The organism is Streptomyces luteolifulvus (assembly GCF_008806595.1).
Classification (GTDB): domain Bacteria; phylum Actinomycetota; class Actinomycetes; order Streptomycetales; family Streptomycetaceae; genus Streptomyces; species Streptomyces luteolifulvus.
This window is the reverse complement of the sequence record NZ_VZRB01000025.1, coordinates 72,261-92,052: the sequence shown is the minus strand read 5'-3', so window position 1 is coordinate 92,052 and position 19,792 is coordinate 72,261. Positions and strand designations below refer to the sequence as shown.

Here is a 19,792-nt window from a genome sequence, read left to right as displayed (position 1 = left end):
GGAATCGAGCTGTCCCCACCGGAACCCGGCGCAGCCGAGACGAACCGTCACTGTCTCCCCTGCATGAGCCGCTTTCAGCAGCTGCTGGACACCGGACGCGACGACTAGGAACCAAGTGGCCGCCGTGACCGAAAAGAGCGCTCATGTACGTCGTTTCCCGCCGCACCCGCCGCAGTGGATCCGTTGTCGCGGTGTGCGGGCTGTCGGTGCTGCTCACCGCTTCCTTGACCGCCCGCTCCGCTGCCGCCGGGCCGCCTGCCTCCGGAGGCGAGGGCACGGTCATCACGCTGACGACCGTCAAGGTCGGTGCGCCGGGCAATCCGTCGGTGGGCGTCGTCCCGTTCACGGATGCCGTGTACCGCTCGTGCGCCGACTCCCCCTCCCCGAGCACCTGTCAGACCGTCGGCGGCGTGCGCTATCCCTATGAGATCGGGCGACTCGAAGTCACCGTCGCGCAGTGGGTGGCCTTCCTGAACACGGCCGACCCCGAGGGACGCAACCGCCTCCGTCTCTACGACGAGACCGAGAGCTCGTCGGCCTGGCCGAAGTACGGCCAGATCAACTTCTCGTCGACCGCCGGCCGGGGCCGACACTACTCGGTGGCCTTCCCGGAATGGGCCGACAAGCCGTACGCCTTCTCGGACTTCCTGAGAGCGGCCCGCTTCGTCAACTCGTTGTACAACGGCCGGCTGATCTCCGAGCGGTCCAGCAGCGGCGACGGCTTCGCCTATGTCACGTACCAGGTCGCACTGTCGTCGCGGACCGAGCGCGGGATGTACGACCTGGCCCGGCCCAACACGACCCGGACCGCTCGCACGGGCTTCGTCCTGCCGAGCCAGGACGAATGGATCAAGGCGGCCTACTACGACCCGCGCGGCGGCGGCACGTACTCCTACTGGAAGTACCCGACCAACCCGGGAGTCTTCGGCGACGGCGACGCGACCGCCCCCAGCCCCACCGTTCTCAACCCGACCACCGGTGACGTCACCAACGCGGCCACCCAGCCCCTGGCCTCGTACCACGCGAGCGGAAAGCCGGCACCGAGCTGGTGCCCGGCACAGTTCCAGCCCGACGTCTGCTCCACCGTGAACCCGCTCGGACTCGACCCCATCCTCTATGCCGACGTCTACCAGGCAAGCGTGAGCACCGTCGGCGGGGCGAGGACCACCTCGCCGTGGGGCACCCTCGACCAGGGCGGCAACGCGGTCGAGTGGACCGACACGATCACCCCGCCCCCCTTCGGACAGAGCTCCCTGAGGGTCTGGCGGCGGCTGCACGGCGGAGTCTCCAACGCCCCGGCCTACCAGATGTGGCCCTCCGCGGTCGGGCTGCAACCGCAGGACAACGTGTTCTACAACCACACCTATCCCTGGCTGGGCATCCGGATCGGAGTGATCGGCGATCCGAGGCCCGGCAGCCGGCAGTGACGTTGGGCTGATTGCAGCAGCACAAAGCGCGGGCGTCAGTGCCGCCGGTGAGGCTTGACCCGCACTGACGCCCACCTTCAGGAGCCTTGATGTCCCTGCGCACCGTACGGTCCTTGCGTGCCGTGCTACGACCGCGACTGCGCACGGCGTTCGTCGTCGCGGCCGCTTCTGTGTCCGTGCTGGTCCCGGCCAGCGCGGGCACCGCCGCCACCCCCGGCCCGTCGGACGACCGTGCGCTGCAGCGTCAGATCGACCGGTTCGTCAGCGAGCCGGGCGGTCCGCCCGGAATCATCGCCCTGCTGCGCAACGGCTGGGAGAGCCGTGTCCTGCGGGCCGGGGTCGCCGACCTCGCGACGGGCCGCCGGCCCCATGTGACCGACCACATGCGGATCGCGAGCGTGGCCAAGGCCTTCAGCGGCGCGGTGGCACTGACCCTGGTCGACCGTGGTGCCCTGGATCTGGACGACACCCTCAGCGAGCGGCTGCCGAACCTTCCCGAGGACTGGGGCTCGGTCACGCTGCGGCAGCTGCTGAACCACACCAGCGGCCTGCCGGACTACACGCAGGACCCCGAGTTCATCGCCGTGTTCACGGCCGACCCGCGCCACCACTTCGACTCCCGCCGCCTGCTCGACTGGGTGGCCGACGAACCCCTGCGGTTCGCCCCGGGCAGCCGGTACGAGTACTCCAACTCCGACAACATCGCCGTCGCCCTGATGGCGGAAGCGGTCACCCGCACCCCGTACGAACAGCTGCTGCGCAGACTGGTCTACCGGCCGCTGGAGATGCGCGACACCAGCCTCCCGCAGGGCTTCCGCATTCCCGAGCCCTTCCTGCACGGGTACGACATGAGCGACCCCGACTCCCCGGAGGACATCAGCGAGGCCGTCAGCGCCTCCGGCGTGTGGGCGTCCGGAGGCATCATCTCCACCCCGGCCGACCTGACCCGCTTCATCCGCGGCTATGCCAAGGGCGCGCTCCACGGCAGGGCCGTGGTGCGGGAGCAGCGGCAGTGGATCCCGGGCGCCGCGTCCCAACCCGCCGGCCCGGGACGCAACAGCGGGGGACTGGCGATCTTCCGCTACGAGACCCGTTGCGGGGTCGTGCTGGGCCACACCGGCAACTTCCCGGGCTACACACAGCTGGCGGTGGCGACACCGGACGGCAGCCGTTCGATGACGTTCTCGGTCACCAGCCAGATCAACGAGGACACCGACCCCGCCCGGCTGGCGCGGCTGCGCGCCATCCAGGAGAACTTCGTCTGCTCCCTGCTGCGCGACGGACGGTGAGCGCCGGGCGTCCGGTGCTTCTGCAAACGCAAGATCACACCTAGGCTGGTGGGTGCCGCGCAATCAGGGGACATCGTATGGATTACTACGACCTCGGCGCCCACGGCCGCCCCGTGTCGACCGCCTCCCCGGAGGCCCAGCTGTGGTTCGACCGGGGACTGGTGTGGACGTACGCCTTCAACCACGAAGAAGCCGTCTCCTGCTTCGAAGCCGCCGCCGCGGCCGATCCCGAGTGCGCCATGGCGTACTGGGGCATCGCCTACGCGCTCGGCCCCAACTACAACAAACCCTGGGAGTTCTTCGACGAGCAGGACCTCGCCCGGACCGTCGAGCGCACCCATGCCGCCGTGGAACTCGCCCACGAGAAGGCGATGGCCGGCGCGACGCCCGTGGAACGGGCACTGATCGGCGCGCTGCGTGCCCGCTATCCGCAGTCGGAGGCCGTCGAGGACTGCTCGGTGTGGAACGCGCCTTACGCCGACAGCATGCGCGTCGTCCACGACCTGGACCCCGACGATCTCGACATCGCCACCCTGTACGCCGACGCCCTGATGAACCTCACCCCCTGGCAGCTGTGGGACCTGCGGACCGGCGAGCCGGCCGAGGGCGCCCGCACGCTCGAGGCCAAGACCGTCCTCGACCGCGCGCTCGCCACGGCTGCCGGGGAGGCTCACCCCGGCATCGTGCACCTGTACATCCATCTGATGGAGATGTCCCCGTCCCCCGAGTCGGCCCTGCCCGTCGCCGACCGGCTGCGCGGCCTGGTGCCCGACGCCGGCCACCTCCAGCACATGCCCTCCCACCTGGAGGTGCTGTGCGGCGACTACCGGCGCGTGGTGTCGGACAACAGCGCGGCGATCACCGCCGACGAGAAGTTCCACGCCCGGGCCGGGGCGATGAACTTCTACACCCTGTACCGGTCGCACAACTACCACTTCAAGATCTACGGCGCGATGTTCCTCGGCCAGTCCCGGACCGCCCTGGAGACCGCCGCCCGGCTGGAGGCGTCCATCCCGGAGGACCTGCTGCGCGTGGAGAGCCCGCCCATGGCGGACTGGCTGGAGGGCTTCCTCGCCATGCGGGTCCATGTCCTGATCCGCTTCGGCCGCTGGGACGACATCCTGCGCCTGCCCATGCCCGCGGACCCGGTCCTCCACAGCACGAGCACGGCCATGCTGCACTACGCCCGCGGCGTCGCCCTCTCCGCGACCGGCCGGATCACCGAGGCGGAGAACGAGCGCCTGCTGTTCCGGGAGGCGGTCGGCCGAGTGCCCGAGACGCGGATGCTGTTCAACAACACCTGCGCGGACATCCTCGCCGTCGCGTCCGCGATGCTCGACGGCGAACTCGAGTACCGCAAGGGCAACTACGACGCCGCCTTCGCCGCGCTGGAGCGGTCGATCGAACTGGACGACAACCTCCCCTACGACGAGCCGTGGGGATGGATGCAGCCCACCCGCCACGCATACGGAGCCCTGCTCCTGGAACGCGGGCGCGTCACTGAGGCCGAGGCCGTCTACCGGGCCGACCTGGGGCTCGACGGCACGCTGCCGCGTCCGCTGCAGCACCCGGGCAACGTCTGGTCCCTGCACGGACTGCACGAGTGTCTCGTCCGGCTCGGCAAGCCGGGGGAGGCACAGCTCCTCGCCCAGCAGCTCAAGCTCGCCACCGCCACGGCGGACGTACCGATCGAGGCCTCCTGCTTCTGCCGCCTCGAAGCAGTGTCGGGCGCCACCCACGGGGACGCCGCCGCGGACGACTGCTGCGACCCCGGTCACTGAGCCCCGCGCCGCTTGCGGAGGGCACCGGTCGCACGGCAGGGTTCGTGACGTGCCCACTTTGCTGATCGTGCATCACACGCCGTCGCCCAACTGCCAGGCGATGTTCGAAGCCGTCGTCTCCGGCGCGACGGCCCCGGAGATCGAGGACGTCCGCGTGGTGCGTCGCGCGGCCCTGGCCGCCACCGCGTCCGACGTGCTGGCCGCGGACGGATACCTGCTCGGCACACCCGCGAACCTCGGCTACATGTCCGGCGCCCTCAAACATTTCTTCGACCAGGTGTACTACCCCTGCCTGGACACGACACGCGGCCGGCCGTTCGGCTACTACGTGCACGGCGGGAGCGACGTCACCGGAGCCCTGCGCGGCATCGAGTCGATCACCACAGGCCTCGGCTGGCGCCGCACGGCCGAACCGGTCACGGTCACCGGCGAGCCGGGCAAGCCCGACCTCGAGGCGTGCTGGGAGCTGGGGGCGACGGTGGCGGCAGGCCTGACGGACTGACCACAGGGCGTCACCGAATCTCCAAGTGGCTGAAATTCCGGATGAGTTGTCGCCACTCTCGGTACCTCCTCGACCACTCGGCAAAGGGCTGCCGAACGGCACCCCCTAAGCCCCGCTCTCCGCCGCGCGGGCGAGCCTGCGGTGTGTGCGGGTCATCATCGTGCGGGCCATGAAGGGGTGGAACCACTTCACGACGCCCCAATAGAGCTTGGAGCGCAACGCCGTCGCCTTCACCGAGCTGCAGAGCGTGACGTGCTTCTCGTCGATGACGATCGAGGCCCACGCGTCCAGGCCTGCCGTGTCCACCTTCATGAGCGCCTCGCCGTCCTGCTGCGCCGCGATCGGGAAGGAGTCCCCGAGGATGCCCGTCCAGGCCGCCGGATCACGCGGCATTCCGGGCCGCAGTTCCATGGCGTAGGCGTCCTGGTAGTCGGGACGGGCCACCGCTGTCCTGATCAGCCGGGCGCCCTCGGGAAACCCCACCGCAACGGGCTTGTGCTTGTGCATCGCGTACCTCCATACGCTGGCGTATGGTCAACCGTACGGTAGCGTATGGACATGGTGCAACGGCGGCAGCAGACCAAGAAGGCCAGGCTCAGCGCGCGCGACTGGGCGGATGCCGCGCTTGCCGCCATCGGGGAGGGCGGCGGGCTCGCGGCGGTGGCGGTCGAGCCGCTCGCCGCCCGCCTCGGCGCCACCAAGGGCAGCTTCTACTGGCACTTCGGCAGCCGCGAGGCACTCATCGAGGCCGCACTCGCCCGCTGGGTGGAGACGGACACCGAGGAGATCATCGCGGCGGTGGAAGTCGAGCCGGACCCCGAGAAGCGACTGCGCAGACTGTTCACCCAGGTCACCAGGCCGGCCGGCGGCGACCCGCTCGAACTCTCCCTGCTCGCCAGCACCGACCACCCTCAGGTCGCCGCCGCCCTGCGGCAGGTCACCGAGCGCCGGATCGGCTACCTGGCCGGGCTGTTCACCGAACTCGGCTTCCCCGGCGACGAGGCGCGACGGCGCGGGCTGATGGCGTACAGCTTCTATCTGGGCCACACCCAACTCGGCCACGCCGCACCGTCGACGCTGCCCTCGCGCAAGGAGTTCCCCGCCTACTTGGAGGCGGCGATGGACGCACTGCTCCGGCGTGGGCCCCGTTCATCAGGTCATCCGTCCCGGACTATTGACTCGTAATCCACCAGTCGCGATCCTCGTCGCTAACATTGCGCCGGTCATGACAAGCCAGAGGGCTCAGGCCCCAGGACCGCCTGGCTCGTCGGCCGTGCCATCCCGCCGACCGAGGGACGTGGGTAGTGACCATGCCTGAACGCCCGTACCGCCGACGCAAACACGTCACCGTCGTGTCGCTGCTCCTCCTCGTGCTGGCCATGGCTCTCGGCCCCGCGCCGAGTTCGGCGGCCGGCACGGACTGGTGGACGCCGACCGCACGGCCCACGCCGGACTCCCAGATCAACGTCACGGGAGAGCCGTTCAAGGGCACCAACGCCAAGGGCGAGGTCCGCGGATTCGTCGACGCCCACGACCACCTGTTCTCCAACGAGGCCTTCGGCGGGCGACTCATCTGCGGCAAGGTGTTCTCCGACGCCGGGATCGCCGAGGCGCTCAAGGACTGCCCCGAGCACTACCCCGACGGCACGCTCGCGATCTTCGACTACATCACCAACGGCGGCGACGGCAAGCACGACCCGGTCGGCTGGCCCACCTTCAAGGACTGGCCCAGGCACAACTCGGTGACCCACCAGCAGAATTACTACGCCTGGGTCGAGCGGGCCTGGCGCGGCGGTCAGCGCGTGCTCGTCAACGACCTCGTCACCAACGGCGTGATCTGCTCGGTGTACTTCTTCAAGGACCGCAGCTGCGACGAGATGACGTCGATCCGGCTCCAGGCGAAGCTGACGTACGACCTGCAGGCGTACATCGACAAGATGTACGGCGGCACCGGCAAGGGCTGGTTCCGGATCGTCACCGACAGCGCGCAGGCCCGCGAGGTCATCAAACAGGGCAAACTGGCCGTCATCCTGGGAGTGGAGACCTCCGAGCCGTTCGGCTGCAAGCAGATCCTGGACATCTCGCAGTGCAGCAAGGCCGACATCGACGCCGGGCTGGACGAGCTCTACGCACTGGGTGTGCGCAGCATGTTCCTGTGCCACAAGTTCGACAACGCGCTGTGCGGGGTCCGCTTCGACTCGGGCAGCCTCGGAACGGCCATCAACGTCGGGCAGTTCCTGTCGACCGGCACCTTCTGGAAGACGGAGAAGTGCACGGGCCCCCAGCACGACAACCCCATCAACGGCGCCTCGGCAGCGAAGGCCGAGGACGATCTGCCGGCGGGCGTGGATGTTCCCTCGTACGCCGCCGACGCCCAGTGCAACGTTCGCGGGCTCACCGACCTCGGTGAGTACGCCGTGCGCGGCATGATGAAACGCAAGATGATGCTGGAGATCGACCACATGAGCGTCAAGGCCACCGGCCGGGTGCTCGACATCTTCGAGTCCGCGTCCTACCCCGGTGTGATCTCCTCGCACAGCTGGATGGACATGAACTGGACCGAGCGGGTCTACGGTCTCGGCGGCTTCATCACCCAGTACATGCACGGATCCGAAGGGTTCAGCGCGGAGGCGAAGCGCACGGACGCCCTGCGCGACAAGTACGGCGTGGGCTACGGCTTCGGCACCGACATGAACGGCGTCGGCGGCTGGCCGGCCCCGCGCGGCGCCGACGCCCCCAACAAGGTCACCTACCCCTTCAAGAGCGTCGACGGCGGCTCCCTCATCGACCGGCAGACCACGGGACAGCAGACCTGGGACCTCAACACCGACGGAGCCGCGCACTACGGCCTCGTCCCCGACTGGATCGAGGACGTCCGGCTCGTCGGCGGCCAGGACGTGGTGGACGACCTCTTCCGGGGCGCCGAGACCTACCTCGACACCTGGGGGGCCTCCGAGAGGCACCAGGCCGGAGTCAACCTCGCCAAGGGTGCCCCGGCCACGGCCAGTTCGACGGAGTGGAGCCTGTTCACGAGCTACGCGCCCGGCCGGGCCGCGGACGGCACCCGGGACACCCGCTGGGCCAGCGGCTGGAGCGACGACCAGTGGCTGCGCATCGACCTGGGCTCCACGAACCTGGTCAAGCGCGTCACGCTCGACTGGGAACGCGCGTACGGTGAGGCGTACCGCATCGAGCTCTCCACCGACGGCGTGAACTGGCAGACCGCCTGGACCACCACCTCCGGCGACGGCGGCCTCGACACCGCCCAGCTCACCGGCACACCCGCCCGTTACGTCCGCATCCACGGCGTCGACCGCGGCACGGATTGGGGATACTCGCTCTACGAGGTGGGCGTCTACAGCAGCTGACCTGCGGGTCCGCACCGGCACGAAGGACATACGGATGGCACGGATGCCGTCGGCCGAACGGCGCCGGCAGCTGACCGAAGCAGCGATCAGGGCGATGGCCCGGGACGGCGTCGCCAAGACGACGACCCGGTCCATCGCCACCGAGGCCGGGGTGTCCCTGAGCGTCTTCCACTACTGCTTCGACTCCAAGCAGGAGCTGGTCGAGTCGGTCATCACGACGATCACCGACCACTCCGTCTCCATGGTGAAGGAGGCCCTGCGGCCCAGGGCCTCACTTCAGGAGACCGTACGAGCCGGCTTCCAGGCGTACTGGGACCATGTCCGCGCCCACCCCGACGAGCACATGCTCACCTACGAACTCACCCAGTACGCCCTGCGCCAGCCAGGGTTCGAGCATCTGGCGCGACGCCAGTACGAGCTCTACGGCGAGGCTTACTCCGAGCTCATCGAAGAGCTGCGGGAGAAGATGGACCTGCGACTCCGCGTGCCCGTTTCCGTACTGGCCCGCTATCTGGGCGCCATGACCGACGGGCTGACCCTCAATTACCTCGTCCTCGGTGACGAAGCCGCCTGGTGCGCCATCCTCGACACGGTCACCACCCACATCGCAGGGCTCGTACACGAGGTCCCCCGGACGGGGAGCTGAGCGAACGCCACACCTGCCCCCTCGCCACTCTCCTGCCCGCTGCCCGGCGCGTCGCCTCGGGATCACTCGGCCGCTCTCGATAGTAATGAATGTCTCAAATGTCTATTTGTGTCGTTCGTTCGTGATCGAGGGTGCGCAGCCCGAGGAGCCCCATGCTCAACGTCAGCGTCGTCGTTCCCGTGTACAACGCCGGCCCCTACATCGACAAATGCGCGGATTCCCTGCTGAGGCAGACCATCGGACCGGACCGCTACGAGGTCATCTACGTCGACGACGGCTCCACCGACGGCTCGGCCGAGCGTCTCGACCGGCTCGCGGCGCTCCATCCTCATGTGCGGGTGCACCACCAGGAGAACTCCGGATGGCCGGGCAAGCCCAGGAACGTGGGCATGCTCATGAGCCGCGGCGAGTACGTGCAGTTCGTCGACCAGGACGACGAGCTGGGCCTGGAGGCCCTGGCCCGGCTCTACTCCCTCGCCCGGCGCAACACCTCCGACATCGTGCTCGGCAAGACGGCCGGCACCATGGCGGGCCCCAGCAATGTCTTCGCCCGCACGATCGAGAAGTGCACCGTCGGGACCCATCCGCTCTTCGAGAGCCTGACCCCTCACAAGATGTTCCGGCGGGCCTTCCTCATCGACAACGGGATCAGGTTCCCCGAAGGGCGCTGCCGGCTGGAGGACCAGCTCTTCATGGCCCACGCCTACTCGGTGGCCACGTGCGTGTCGGTCCTCGGGGACTACCCCTGCTACTACTGGATGCGCCGGGAGGACGGTAGGAACACCAGCGGCGGAAAGCTCGTCGTCGACGAGTACTTCGGCTATCTGCGCAAGGTGGTCCGGACCGTCAAGGCTCACACCCCGCCCGGCCCTGTGCAGGACAGGATGCTGCGCCGCACCTACCGCGTCGAGATTCTCCGGAACGTCGGCGAACCCTATGTCCTCAGCTCCCACCCGCAGATCAAGGAGCGTTTCGAGGCGGTACGCCGCCTTGTGCTGGAGGAGTTCCCCCCGTCCGTCCGTGACGGCCTGCCCGCGGTGACCCGCCTGCGGGCCCATCTGCTGGAGCGGGGAGACCACGACGCCCTGCGCCGGCTGGCCGGCCGCACCGGACAGCTGGCCTCGGCCGCCGTCCTCGGCAGACCTCGCTGGCGTGACGGTGCGCTCATCGCCCCCGTACGCATGCATCTAGTGCACCCCGACGGCCGTCCGCTGACCGTCCTGGAGCGCCGCGGGCGACTGCTGCTCGACCCTGCGCTGACCGAAGGAATCGACGGCGTGGAGGAATGGGAGACCGGAGATCTCCTCAATGCCGCCTACGGGGAGATCCGGCTCAGCCAGCGAAGCCGGCACACCGGCTGGCATCCCGAGTGCGAACTCTCGGTCGGGCTGGAGCGAGCGGGGCGCGGCCGGAAGAAGCCCGTCGTGTCCGGAACGATGCGGATCGATCCGCTGACCGCGGCCGGCGGCGGCCCTCTGGAACCGGGCGTGTACGACGTCACCGCGTACTTCCAGTTCCTCGGGGTCGGCCGCAATGCCGCGCTGCGCGGGGTCCTGAAGAGCCGGCCGCTCGCCGGGCAGGCGGTACGGGTGGGCTCGCCGTCCGTGGCGGTCATCCCGTACTGGACGGCGAGGCGCCAACTCGCCCTGGACGTGGGTGAGTTCCACTTCCGCTACAGCGACGTCCCGAGATGGGGCGCGCTGTGGCAGCATGCCCCCGTACCGCCGCGGGTCAGGCGACCGCTGGGGAAGGCGCTGCGCTACCTTCGACGCTGATTCAGCAGATGCGCGGCAGTTGCTCCCCCAGCGGCAGGTCCACGACCCGGGTGCCGCCGAGCCCGGTCCGGGCGACCACCATGCCGGGATGCTCGGACACACAGGTGCCGATGACGGCGGCTCCCGCGCCCTGCGGGTGGGCGTGCATGGCCGCGAGGACGGCGTCGGCGTGCTGTGGCGGTACGAAGGCCACCAGACGGCCCTCGTTGGCCACGTACAGCGGGTCGAGACCCAGGAAACCGCAGGCGGCGGCAACGGACTCGGGCACGGGGACGGCGCTCTCGGTGACGACGACACCGGTGCCGGAGGCGGCGGCGATCTCGCACAGGGACGTGGCGAGCCCGCCCCTGGTGGGGTCGCGCAGGACGTGCAGGTCCGGGGTGACCTCCAGCATCGAGGCCACGAGTCCGCCCAGCGGCGCGGTGTCGCTGACCACGTCGGAGCCGAACTCCAGCCCTTCGCGCACGCTGAGCACGGCGACGCCGTGTGCGCCGATCGGGCCGCTGACGACGACCACGTCTCCCGGAGTCGCCCGCTGCGGGCGGATGTCGACGCCCGGCGGGATCAGTCCGATGCCGGAGGTGTTCACATACACGCCGTCGCCGTGTCCCGACTCGACGACCTTGGTGTCACCGGTCGCCACGGTCACCCCGGCCGCGGAGGCGGCCGCCCCCATGGCCTGGGCGACGCGGCCCACCACGTCCAGGGCGACGCCCTCCTCCAGGATGAAGGCGGTCGACAGATATGCCGCCCGGGCGCCGCTCATCGCCAGGTCGTTGACCGTGCCGTTGACGGCGAGGTCGCCGATGCAGCCACCGGGGAAGAACAGCGGCCGTACGACGTAGGAGTCGGTGGAGAACGCCAGCCGGGCCCCGCCCAGTTCGACGGCGGCGGAGTCGGTGAGCGCGGCGAGCGTCTCGTTGCCGTACGCCGCCGCGAACAGATGCTCCGTCAGCTCGCCCGACAGGGCACCGCCGCCGCCGTGGCCCATGACGACCACCGGATGGTCGCGCAGGGGGACGGGGCAGGTCCAGTTCGCGGGATTCACGCGCGTCCCGTTCGTCTCGGTGTCAGCCAACGGGGGCCACCTCCAGTCGCCGGTACAGGTAGTACGCCGCGCAGGCACCCTCGCTGGAGACCATCGTCGCGCCCAGCGGGGTGCGCGGGGTGCAGGTCGTGCCGAAGGCGGCGCACTCGTTGGGCTTGATCAGCCCCTGCAGGACCTCGCCGCTGCGGCACTCGGGAGACTCGACGGTCCGTACGTCACCGACGTCGAAGCGGTACTCGGCGTCGTACGGCCGGAAGGCCTCGGACAGCCGCCAGCCGCTGTCCGGGATGGTGCCGATGCCGCGCCAGGCGCGGTCGGTGACCTCGAAGACCTCCTCGATCATGCGCAGCGCGGCCGGGTTGCCCGCCTCGCGCACCGCGCGCGGGTAAGCGTTCTCCACCCGGTGCTCCCCGCGCTCCAGCTGACGGACCGTACGGCGCACACCCTCCAGGATGTCGAGCGGCTCGAATCCGGTCACCACGATCGGCACCCGGTGACGCTCGGCGAGCCCTGGGTACTCGGCGGTGCCCATCACGCTGCACACATGCCCGGCCGCCAGGAAGGCCTGGACCCGGCAGTCGGGCGCCTGCATGATCGCCTCGACAGCGGGCGGGACGCGTACGTGCGACACCAGCAGACTGAAGTTGCGGATGCCGAGACGGCGGGCCTCGTGGACGGTCATCGCGTTGGCCGGAGCGGTGGTCTCGAAGCCGATGCCGAAGAACACCACCTCCTTGTCCGGCTCGCGCCGGGCGATGTGCAGGGCGTCGAGCGGCGAGTACACCACCCGTACGTCACCGCCCTCGCCCTTGACCCGGAAGAGGTCACGGTCGGTGCCGGGCACGCGCAGCATGTCGCCGAACGAGCAGAAGGCGACGTTCGGGCGGGACGCGATCTCCAGCGCCTTGTCAATCATCTCCAGCGGTGTCACACACACCGGACAGCCGGGGCCATGGATCAACTCCACCTCGTCGGGCAGGAGTTGGTCGATTCCATGACGGATGATGGAGTGGGTCTGGCCGCCGCAGACCTCCATCATCGCCCAGGGGCGGGTGACGGTGGCGTGGATCTCGTCCAGCAGCCGGCGGGCCAGCTCCGGGTCGTTGAACTCCTCGATGTACTTCATCGCGCGCCCTCCTGCTCGGTCGCCGTCCCCTCCGTCTCGGCGCGCGCCCATGCGTCGCCGAACTCCTCCTCCAGCAGCCCGAGCTGCTCGAACAGCTCCAGTGAGGCGCGGGCGGACTCCTCGTCCAGCCGCTGCAGCGCGAAGCCGACGTGGACGATGACGTACTCGCCCACCTCGGCGTCCGGGACATAGGCCAGACACACGTCCTTGACCACCCCGCCGAAGTCGACACGCGCCATGCGCGTGCCGTCCCGGTCCTCGATCCCGACCACGCGGCCGGGTACCGCCAGGCACATCAGCGTTCTCCTTGTCGTTCGCAGCGATTCGTCCGGGCCGCCACGACCAGCTGGCCGAGCGCGAGTCCGCCGTCGTTGGGTGGCACCCGCCGGTGGCGGAGCACCGTGAAGCCGTCCGCCGCCAGCAGCGCGGCGCACGCAGAGTCGAGCAGCGCGTTGGCGAACACCCCGCCCGACAGGGCGGCCACCTCCGCTCCGGTCTCCCGGCGGGCGGACCGGCAGACCTCCGCCACGGCCGCCGCGACCCCGCGGTGGAAGCGGGCGGCGATCACCGTGACCGGCACGCCGCGCCGCAGGTCGGTCACGATCGCGGCGAGCACCGGACCGGGCTCCAGAGCGCGGCCGAAGCGGTACGCCCCCGTCTTCTCCGCCCACGCGAGAACCGCCGCGGCCTCCAGCTCGATCGCGGCCTGAGCCTCGTAGCGGGCCCGATGGCAGATCCCGGCCAGGGAGGAGACCGCGTCGAAGAGCCGGCCCATGCTGGACGTCGGCACACAGGCGGTGCCGCGGTCCAACTGCCGGTGCAGCAGGCGCAGTTCATCCGCAGTGCAGGCGGTGACACAGGGCAGGTCCGCGTCCCAGGGCAGCCCGGCGGTGCGCAGCCGGGACAGTGCCGTGCGGCACGGGTTGGCCACGCCCGCGTCACCGCCCGGGAGCGGGGCGTACGGCAGATGCGCGAAGCGGTGGCAGCCGTCGTAGCCGGCGATCAGCACCTCGCCGCCCCAGACGGCCCCGTCGTCGCCGTAACCGGTGCCGTCGAAGGCGACGCCGATGACCCGCGCATTCCCGTGCACGCCGTGCTCGGCCATGACGGACGCGATATGGGCGTGGTGATGCTGGACCAGGCGCAGCGGCAGGCCGCCCGCCTCGGCGGCCCTCCGCGCCCAGCGCCCCGAGTGATAGCCCGGGTGCCGGTCGCCCGCCACCACCCCCGGGATGATCCCGGTCAGGGTGCGCAGCCGGCTCTCGGCGCGCTCGAAGGCCCGTACGGTGGCCAGGTCGCCCATGTCGCCGATGTGCGGGGAGAACCAGGCCCGGTCGTCCGCTCCCAGGCACAGGGCGTTCTTCAGGTCACCGCCCACGGCGAGCGCCGCGGCGACGGGCACCGGGAGCGCGACGGGCTCGGGGACATGGCCGCGCGACCGGCGCAGCACGACCTCGCCGCCCCCGTCCGGGCGGACCCGGACCACCGAGTCGTCACAGGGCACTTCGATGACCCGGTCGTGCCACAGCCAGGCGTCGGCGATCCCGGCGAGCCGCTCCAGCGCCTCGGCGTCGTCGGTGACGATCGGCTCCCCGGAACGGTTGCCACTGGTCATCACCAGCACCCGCGGGCCCGGCGGATCGTCCGGAAGACCGAACAGCAGGCGGTGCAGCGGGGTGTACGGCAGCATCACACCGACGTCCGGACTGCCCGGGCACACCGCGTCGGCGAGTCCGCCCGCTCCGGCCCGGCGGCGCAGCAGCACGATCGGCCGCCGACGGCCCGTCAGCACCGCCTCCTCCTCGGGGCCGATACGGGCCAGCCGCCCGGCCTCCGCCAGGTCGGCGCACATGACGGCGAACGGTTTGCCGCCGCGCTCCTTGCGCCCGCGCAGCGCCGAGACCGCCCGCTCGTCGGTGGCGTCACAGGCCAGGTGGTACCCACCGAGCCCCTTGACGGCCAGCACAGCTCCCCGCGCCAGCAGCCGCCGTGCCTCGGCGAGAGCCGGTCCTCCCTCGTTGGGACGCCCGCCGGGGACGGTCAGCCGCAGCCTCGGTCCGCAGTCGTGACAGGCCACCGGCTGGGCGTGGAAGCGTCGGTCGGTCGGGTCCGCGTACTCGGCGGCGCACTCCCGGCAGAGCTCGAACGCGGCCATGGTGGTCGTCGCCCGGTCATAGGGCAGGCCGGTGGAGATGGTGAAGCGGGGACCGCAGTGCGTGCACGTGATGAAGGGGTGACGGTGGCGGCGGTCCGCAGGGTCGGCCAGCTCCCTCAGACAGTCCCCGCAGGTCGCGGTGTCCGGCGGAATGAGCGTCTGTGCCGTGCCGTTGCCGTCGGACGCATGGATGACGAAACCGGCCGCGCCGAGCGCCGGGACGGTCTCGTACGCCACCTCGTGTACGTCCGCCAGGGGCGGCGGCCTCTCCGTCAGGGCCCGGCAGAACTCCGCCACGGACTCCGGGGCGCCCTCCACCTCGGCCACCACGCCCTCGCCGCCGTTGCGCACATGACCGGCGAGGTCCAGCTCCGCCGCGAGTCGGTGCACGAAGGGCCTGAACCCGACACCCTGCACGGTCCCGCGGACGACGACCCGGCGCCGTACCGCCGACGGGTCCGCCGTGTCCCGGTCCGCCGTCGTGGTGGTCACGCGGAGGCGGGCCGGGTCGAGCGGCCGTGCGCGTGTCCCGGGGCATGGGTGGCGCCGTGCTCGTGGCCGTCCGCACGGGCGTCGCCGTGGTGGTGTGCGGGAGCGTGGTCGTGGCCGTGGTGGCGCAGATGGTCCGCCGCGAGCAGGGGCGTGTGCGGTGCCGCTCCGTCCGCGACGGCGAGCACGCGGTCCAGCAGGATGTCCACGCCCCGCCCGTCACGGGCCGAAGTGGGCAGGATCTCCACGCCCGGATTGACGCGCTGCACGGCTGTCGTGAAGGCCGAGTCGTCGAAGCCGACGGCATCGGCGAGATCGGTCTTCGTCAGCACCACCAAATGGGCGCCGCCGAACGCGGTCGGGTACTTCAGCGGCTTGTCCTCGCCCTCCGTCACGGACATGAGCGTCACACGCAGCGTCTCGCCCAGGTCGTAGGAGGCGGGACAGACCAGATTCCCCACGTTCTCGACGAACAGCAGCCGGGTCGGCTCCGGAAGCCAGCCGTCGATGAGCCCGCGCAACTGGGCCGACTCCAGATGGCACAGACCACCCGTCAGCACCTGCTTCACCGGGGCTCCGGACCGGGCAAGCCGACGCGCGTCGTTCTCCGTGGCCAGATCCGCGGTGAGCGCGGCGACGGCCACGGCACGCTCCCGGGCCCGGCGCAGCACCAGTTCGAGGAGGGCGGTCTTGCCGCTGCCGGGGCTGGACAGCAGATTCACCGCCGTCACCCGCCGCTCCGCCAGTTCGGTGCGGAGCTGCGCCGCCAGAGAGTCGTTCTTGGCCAGCACGGCCGTTCGTACGTCGACGCTGCGGCACATCACGGGCTCCCTGCCATTCGTACCTCCGCCAGTTCCAGTTCCCGCCCGCTCAGCAACTCGGCCGCCGCGGTGTCGCAGTGCGGGCACCACAGCGCGGGCGGCGAGCCGACCGCGAAGCGGGCGTCGCAGCCGCCGCACCGGGCCCGGGCCGGTACCTCCTCGATGACCAACTCGGCGCTGTGCAGTGCGGTGCCCTCGGCGACCAGCGAGAACGAGAAGCGCAGTGCGTCCGGGACCACACCAGCGAGTTCACCGATCCGCAGTGTCACGCCCGCCACCGCGTCCGACCCGTGTTCGCGGGCGACGCCCTCGGCGCTCTCCACCACGGCGGCGGCGATCGACAGCTCGTGCATGGTCCGCCACGGTAGGCACGGCCGAAGTCCCGGCCCGGCACATGGCAGGGGACGGAGTGTGTTTTCCCCCGGGCGGCCCAAGCGCGCGGCCCCCGGGGCGCGCCTCGCGTTCCGTGCGGCGGTCGGCGGGCAGCATCGGCGCGTGATGCGGATTCTGCTCCTCGCCAGCGCGTTCAACAGCCTCACCCAGCGGGTCCACGCGGAGTTGCGCGACCTCGGACACCCGGTCGGCGTGGAGCTGGCCCTCGGCGACGACGAGGACCTGACCGCAGCGGTGCGCCGCCATGTGCCCGATCTGGTGATCGCGCCCATGCTGACGACCGCGGTCCCGGAAGAGGTCTGGTCGGCGTACCCCTGTCTGATCGTCCACCCGGGACCGCCCGGCGACCGTGGCCCCTCGTCACTCGACCGGGCGGTGCAGGCGGGCCTCGACCGATGGGGTGTGACGGTCCTTCAGGCGGTCGCCGAGATGGACGCGGGACCGGTGTGGGCGTCGGCGGACTTCGCCATTCCCCCGGACGTCGGCAAGAGCGACCTGTACCGGGGCGAGCTGTCCGACGCGGCCCTGCGGGCGGTGCTGCTCGCGGTAGAACGCTTCGCCTCGGGCACCTGCACCCCGCTCATGCCGGCCACCCACACCTGGCAGCCGTACCTGAGCCAGGAGGAACGCCGCATCGACTGGCACCGGGATCCGACAGAAACGGTGCTGCGCAAACTACGAGCCGCCGACTCCCAGCCCGGCGTGCTCGACACCTTCCTCGGCGAGGAGTGGTACCTCCACGGCGGCCACCCGGAGGACCAGCTGAGGGGAACTCCGGGCGAGATCCTGGCCACACACCATGGCGCCATCTGCCGCGCGACGACGGACGGCGCGGTCTGGATCCCGGAACTCCGCCCCCGCCGCAAACCAGGATCCCCGCCCACCTTCAAACTCCCGGCAACCGTGGCCTACCAGCAGCGCGGGGCTGTGACATGTGCGGCTCCGCCGCGTGGGCGCGAGCAACCACCCACAACCCGCACCCGACAACCGTCGTGCGGGACCTACTCCGACATCACCTACGAGGAAACAGGAACCGTCGGCTTCATCCGCTTCCGCTTCCCCGGCGGAGCCATGAGCACCGACCAGTGCCGACGCCTCCTCGAAACGTACCGCCACGCCCTCACGCGCCCGGTCGACGTCCTCGTCCTCGGCGGAAGCCGGGACTTCTTCTCCAACGGAATCCACCTCAACGTCATCGAAGCCGCAGCCGACCCCGCCGCCGAGTCGCTCGCCAACATCGAGGCGATCGACGACCTGGTTGCGGAGATCCTGACCACCACCGACCGCCTGGTCGTCGCCGCACTCCCCGGCAACGCGGCCGCGGGCGGCGCCATGCTGGCCCTCGCCGCGGACGAGGTGTGGTGCCGCCGCGGTGCCGTCCTCAATCCGCACTACCGCCTGATGGGCCTGTACGGTTCGGAGTTCTGGACCTACACGCTGCCGCGCCGGGTCGGTGCGGCCGTCGCCGCGCGGCTCACCGAGGACGCGCTGCCGCTCACCGCCCCCGCCGCCGAGGCCCTCGGTCTGGTGGACCGTGTCGTGGACTGCGCCCCGAGCGAATTCGCGGCGGAGATCACCCGAATGGCCGACAGGCTGGCCCGCTCACCGGGGCTGCCCGCCCGGCTGGGCGCGAAGAAGGCCGCACGCGAGCGCGACGAGGCCGTACGTCCACTCAGCGCCTACCGGGCCGACGAGCTGGCGCGCATGCGTGCCGTCTTCGACGACCCCGACGCTCCCTACCACGCGCTGCGTTCCGCCTTCGTACGCAAGAGACGGCCGAACGAGACGCCCCGGCATCTCCGAACGGAGTGTCCGAATGGTGACTGAATGACTGCTATGTCAGCCTGCTTCGGGGGACGCCGTCAGGAAGGGACTCCATGAGCACCGACACCCAGGCCCCCGCCGCCGTGGACGAGGTTCACATCCTGTGGACCTCCGAGGGCATGAGCTGCGACGGCGACACCGTCTCGGTCACGGCCGCATCGCTGCCCAGCATCGAGGACGTGGTCCTTGGGGCCATTCCGGGACTGCCGAAGGTCGTCCTGCACAACAAGGTGCTCGCCTACGAGACCGCCGACGACTTCACCCGCCCGTTCCACCAGGCCGCCGACGGCGAGCTGGGTGCCCCGTACGTCCTCGTCGTGGAGGGCTCGATCCCCAACGAGCGCATCAACGGCGAAGGGTACTGGACCTCGATGGGCAACGACCCGCGCACCGGTGAGCCCATCACCCTCAACACCTGGATCGACCGGCTCGCCCCCGGCGCCTTCGCCGTCGTCGCGATCGGCACCTGTGCCGCGTACGGCGGTATCCACGCGATGGCGGGCAACCCCACCGGCTGCATGGGCCTGGCCGACTACCTGGGCTGGGACTTCCGCTCGGCCGGCGGACTGCCGATCGTCAATGTGCCCGGCTGCCCCGTCCAGCCGGACAACTTCATGGAGACGGTGACCTGGCTGCTCTACCAGGCCGCCGGGATGGCCCCGCCGATTCCGCTCGACGAGCAGCTGCGCCCCACCTGGCTGTTCGGCAAGACCGTGCACGAGGGCTGCGACCGCGCCGCCTACTACGAGCAGGGCGACTTCGCCAAGGACTACAACTCGCCCAAGTGCCAGGTGAAGATCGGCTGCTGGGGCCCCGTGGTCAACTGCAACGTCACCAAGCGGGGCTGGATGGACGGCGTCGGCGGCTGCCCCAACGTCGGCGGCATCTGCATCGGCTGCACCATGCCCGGCTTCCCCGACAAGTTCATGCCGTTCATGGACGAGCCCCCCGGCGGCAGCGTCTCGTCGGGCATCCTCGCCTCCACCTACGGCCCGCTGGTGCGCACCCTGCGCGCCGTCACCAACCGCTCCGTCAACCGCGAGCCCAAGTGGCGGCACAACCGCCCCCAGCTGACGTCCGGCTTCTCGCCGCGATACCGGCCCGGCAAGTGACCCCCCGTACCCCGGATACGTTCTTCGTGCGAAAGG

Annotated in this window: 17 protein-coding genes; 10 read left to right on the top strand and 7 right to left on the bottom strand. The window is 70.5% G+C overall.

Features of this window, described 5'->3' with window-relative positions; translation table 11 throughout:
• Positions 1 to 143 precede the first annotated feature (143 nt).
• The 4 genes from F7R91_RS29635 to F7R91_RS29620 all read left to right on the top strand — a co-directional run bounded on the left by F7R91_RS29635 (position 144) and on the right by F7R91_RS29620 (position 4,999).
• Positions 144 to 1,427, top strand: coding sequence for a hypothetical protein (locus F7R91_RS29635; RefSeq protein ID WP_225320854.1), 1,284 nt, complete (start codon positions 144 to 146; stop codon positions 1,425 to 1,427).
• A gap of 89 nt (positions 1,428 to 1,516) precedes the next feature.
• Positions 1,517 to 2,716 (top strand): serine hydrolase domain-containing protein, encoded by a 1,200-nt coding sequence (locus F7R91_RS29630; protein WP_150953580.1) that lies wholly within the window; start codon positions 1,517 to 1,519, stop codon positions 2,714 to 2,716.
• 77 nt (positions 2,717 to 2,793) lie between these two features.
• Complete coding sequence (locus F7R91_RS29625; protein ID WP_150953577.1) at positions 2,794 to 4,497, top strand: tetratricopeptide repeat protein; 1,704 nt, start codon at positions 2,794 to 2,796, stop codon at positions 4,495 to 4,497.
• A gap of 49 nt (positions 4,498 to 4,546) precedes the next feature.
• On the top strand, positions 4,547 to 4,999 hold the full coding sequence (locus F7R91_RS29620; RefSeq protein WP_150953575.1) for a flavodoxin family protein: 453 nt from the start codon (positions 4,547 to 4,549) through the stop codon (positions 4,997 to 4,999).
• 105 nt (positions 5,000 to 5,104) lie between these two features.
• Here the strand turns inward: F7R91_RS29620 and F7R91_RS29615 are convergent, their stop codons facing one another.
• Positions 5,105 to 5,506 carry a DUF2867 domain-containing protein gene (locus tag F7R91_RS29615; RefSeq protein ID WP_150953572.1) on the bottom strand — a complete coding sequence of 134 codons (402 nt, stop codon included), beginning with the start codon at positions 5,504 to 5,506 and terminating at the stop codon, positions 5,105 to 5,107.
• Between the two features lie 51 nt (positions 5,507 to 5,557).
• Between F7R91_RS29615 and F7R91_RS29610 the strand changes: the two genes are divergently transcribed.
• From F7R91_RS29610 to F7R91_RS29595, 4 genes are all read left to right on the top strand, one after another.
• On the top strand, positions 5,558 to 6,184 hold the full coding sequence (locus F7R91_RS29610; protein WP_150953569.1) for a TetR/AcrR family transcriptional regulator: 627 nt from the start codon (positions 5,558 to 5,560) through the stop codon (positions 6,182 to 6,184).
• Between the two features lie 125 nt (positions 6,185 to 6,309).
• Positions 6,310 to 8,367, top strand: coding sequence for a galactose-binding domain-containing protein (locus F7R91_RS29605; protein ID WP_150953566.1), 2,058 nt, complete (start codon positions 6,310 to 6,312; stop codon positions 8,365 to 8,367).
• Between the two features lie 34 nt (positions 8,368 to 8,401).
• Positions 8,402 to 9,013 carry a TetR/AcrR family transcriptional regulator gene (locus F7R91_RS29600; protein ID WP_150953563.1) on the top strand — a complete coding sequence of 204 codons (612 nt, stop codon included), beginning with the start codon at positions 8,402 to 8,404 and terminating at the stop codon, positions 9,011 to 9,013.
• Between the two features lie 152 nt (positions 9,014 to 9,165).
• Positions 9,166 to 10,788, top strand: coding sequence for a glycosyltransferase family 2 protein (locus tag F7R91_RS29595; protein ID WP_150953560.1), 1,623 nt, complete (start codon positions 9,166 to 9,168; stop codon positions 10,786 to 10,788).
• Position 10,789: 1 nt separating this feature from the next.
• Here the strand turns inward: F7R91_RS29595 and hypE are convergent, their stop codons facing one another.
• The 6 genes from hypE to hypA form a co-directional block, all read right to left on the bottom strand.
• Positions 10,790 to 11,779, bottom strand: a complete 990-nt coding sequence (hypE, locus tag F7R91_RS29590) for a hydrogenase expression/formation protein HypE (protein ID WP_150953661.1) — start codon at positions 11,777 to 11,779, stop codon at positions 10,790 to 10,792.
• A 79-nt stretch (positions 11,780 to 11,858) separates the two neighbouring features.
• Entirely contained in the window at positions 11,859 to 12,962 is a 1,104-nt protein-coding gene (hypD, locus tag F7R91_RS29585) for a hydrogenase formation protein HypD (protein ID WP_150953558.1), read from the bottom strand.
• Positions 12,959 to 13,258, bottom strand: a complete 300-nt coding sequence (locus F7R91_RS29580; RefSeq protein ID WP_150953555.1) for a HypC/HybG/HupF family hydrogenase formation chaperone — start codon at positions 13,256 to 13,258, stop codon at positions 12,959 to 12,961. The genes hypD and F7R91_RS29580 overlap by 4 nt, the downstream gene beginning before the upstream one ends.
• The gene (hypF, locus tag F7R91_RS29575; RefSeq protein WP_150953552.1) at positions 13,258 to 15,609 is read right to left on the bottom strand and encodes a carbamoyltransferase HypF; all 2,352 of its coding nucleotides are present in this window, start codon (positions 15,607 to 15,609) and stop codon (positions 13,258 to 13,260) included. Before hypF ends, F7R91_RS29580 begins: the two co-directional genes overlap by 1 nt.
• The gene (gene hypB / locus F7R91_RS29570) at positions 15,606 to 16,427 is read right to left on the bottom strand and encodes a hydrogenase nickel incorporation protein HypB (RefSeq protein ID WP_150953549.1); all 822 of its coding nucleotides are present in this window, start codon (positions 16,425 to 16,427) and stop codon (positions 15,606 to 15,608) included. The genes hypF and hypB overlap by 4 nt, the downstream gene beginning before the upstream one ends.
• Positions 16,427 to 16,780, bottom strand: coding sequence for a hydrogenase maturation nickel metallochaperone HypA (gene hypA, locus F7R91_RS29565; protein ID WP_150953546.1), 354 nt, complete (start codon positions 16,778 to 16,780; stop codon positions 16,427 to 16,429). Before hypA ends, hypB begins: the two co-directional genes overlap by 1 nt.
• 145 nt (positions 16,781 to 16,925) lie before the next feature.
• Here hypA and F7R91_RS29560 point away from each other — a divergent pair, with 145 nt between their 5' ends.
• Positions 16,926 to 18,647 carry an enoyl-CoA hydratase-related protein gene (locus F7R91_RS29560; protein WP_150953658.1) on the top strand — a complete coding sequence of 574 codons (1,722 nt, stop codon included), beginning with the start codon at positions 16,926 to 16,928 and terminating at the stop codon, positions 18,645 to 18,647.
• Between the two features lie 50 nt (positions 18,648 to 18,697).
• Positions 18,698 to 19,756, top strand: a complete 1,059-nt coding sequence (locus F7R91_RS29555) for an NADH-quinone oxidoreductase subunit B family protein (protein ID WP_150953543.1) — start codon at positions 18,698 to 18,700, stop codon at positions 19,754 to 19,756.
• Positions 19,757 to 19,792 lie beyond the last annotated feature (36 nt).

Bases quoted from the DNA above. Each gene is read 5' to 3' on its own strand.
- F7R91_RS29635 (WP_225320854.1), top strand. From the start codon at position 144: ATGTACGTCGTTTCCCGCCGCACCCGCCGCAGTGGATCCGTTGTCGCG.
- F7R91_RS29630 (WP_150953580.1), top strand. From the start codon at position 1,517: ATGTCCCTGCGCACCGTACGGTCCTTGCGTGCCGTGCTACGACCGCGA.
- F7R91_RS29625 (WP_150953577.1), top strand. From the start codon at position 2,794: ATGGATTACTACGACCTCGGCGCCCACGGCCGCCCCGTGTCGACCGCC.
- F7R91_RS29615 (WP_150953572.1), bottom strand. From the start codon at position 5,506: ATGCACAAGCACAAGCCCGTTGCGGTGGGGTTTCCCGAGGGCGCCCGG.
- F7R91_RS29610 (WP_150953569.1), top strand. From the start codon at position 5,558: ATGGTGCAACGGCGGCAGCAGACCAAGAAGGCCAGGCTCAGCGCGCGC.
- F7R91_RS29605 (WP_150953566.1), top strand. From the start codon at position 6,310: ATGCCTGAACGCCCGTACCGCCGACGCAAACACGTCACCGTCGTGTCG.
- F7R91_RS29600 (WP_150953563.1), top strand. From the start codon at position 8,402: ATGGCACGGATGCCGTCGGCCGAACGGCGCCGGCAGCTGACCGAAGCA.
- F7R91_RS29595 (WP_150953560.1), top strand. From the start codon at position 9,166: ATGCTCAACGTCAGCGTCGTCGTTCCCGTGTACAACGCCGGCCCCTAC.
- hypE (WP_150953661.1), bottom strand. From the start codon at position 11,779: ATGGGCCACGGCGGCGGCGGTGCCCTGTCGGGCGAGCTGACGGAGCAT.
- hypD (WP_150953558.1), bottom strand. From the start codon at position 12,962: ATGAAGTACATCGAGGAGTTCAACGACCCGGAGCTGGCCCGCCGGCTG.
- F7R91_RS29580 (WP_150953555.1), bottom strand. From the start codon at position 13,258: ATGTGCCTGGCGGTACCCGGCCGCGTGGTCGGGATCGAGGACCGGGAC.
- hypB (WP_150953549.1), bottom strand. From the start codon at position 16,427: ATGTGCCGCAGCGTCGACGTACGAACGGCCGTGCTGGCCAAGAACGAC.
- hypA (WP_150953546.1), bottom strand. From the start codon at position 16,780: ATGCACGAGCTGTCGATCGCCGCCGCCGTGGTGGAGAGCGCCGAGGGC.
- F7R91_RS29560 (WP_150953658.1), top strand. From the start codon at position 16,926: ATGCGGATTCTGCTCCTCGCCAGCGCGTTCAACAGCCTCACCCAGCGG.
- F7R91_RS29555 (WP_150953543.1), top strand. From the start codon at position 18,698: ATGAGCACCGACACCCAGGCCCCCGCCGCCGTGGACGAGGTTCACATC.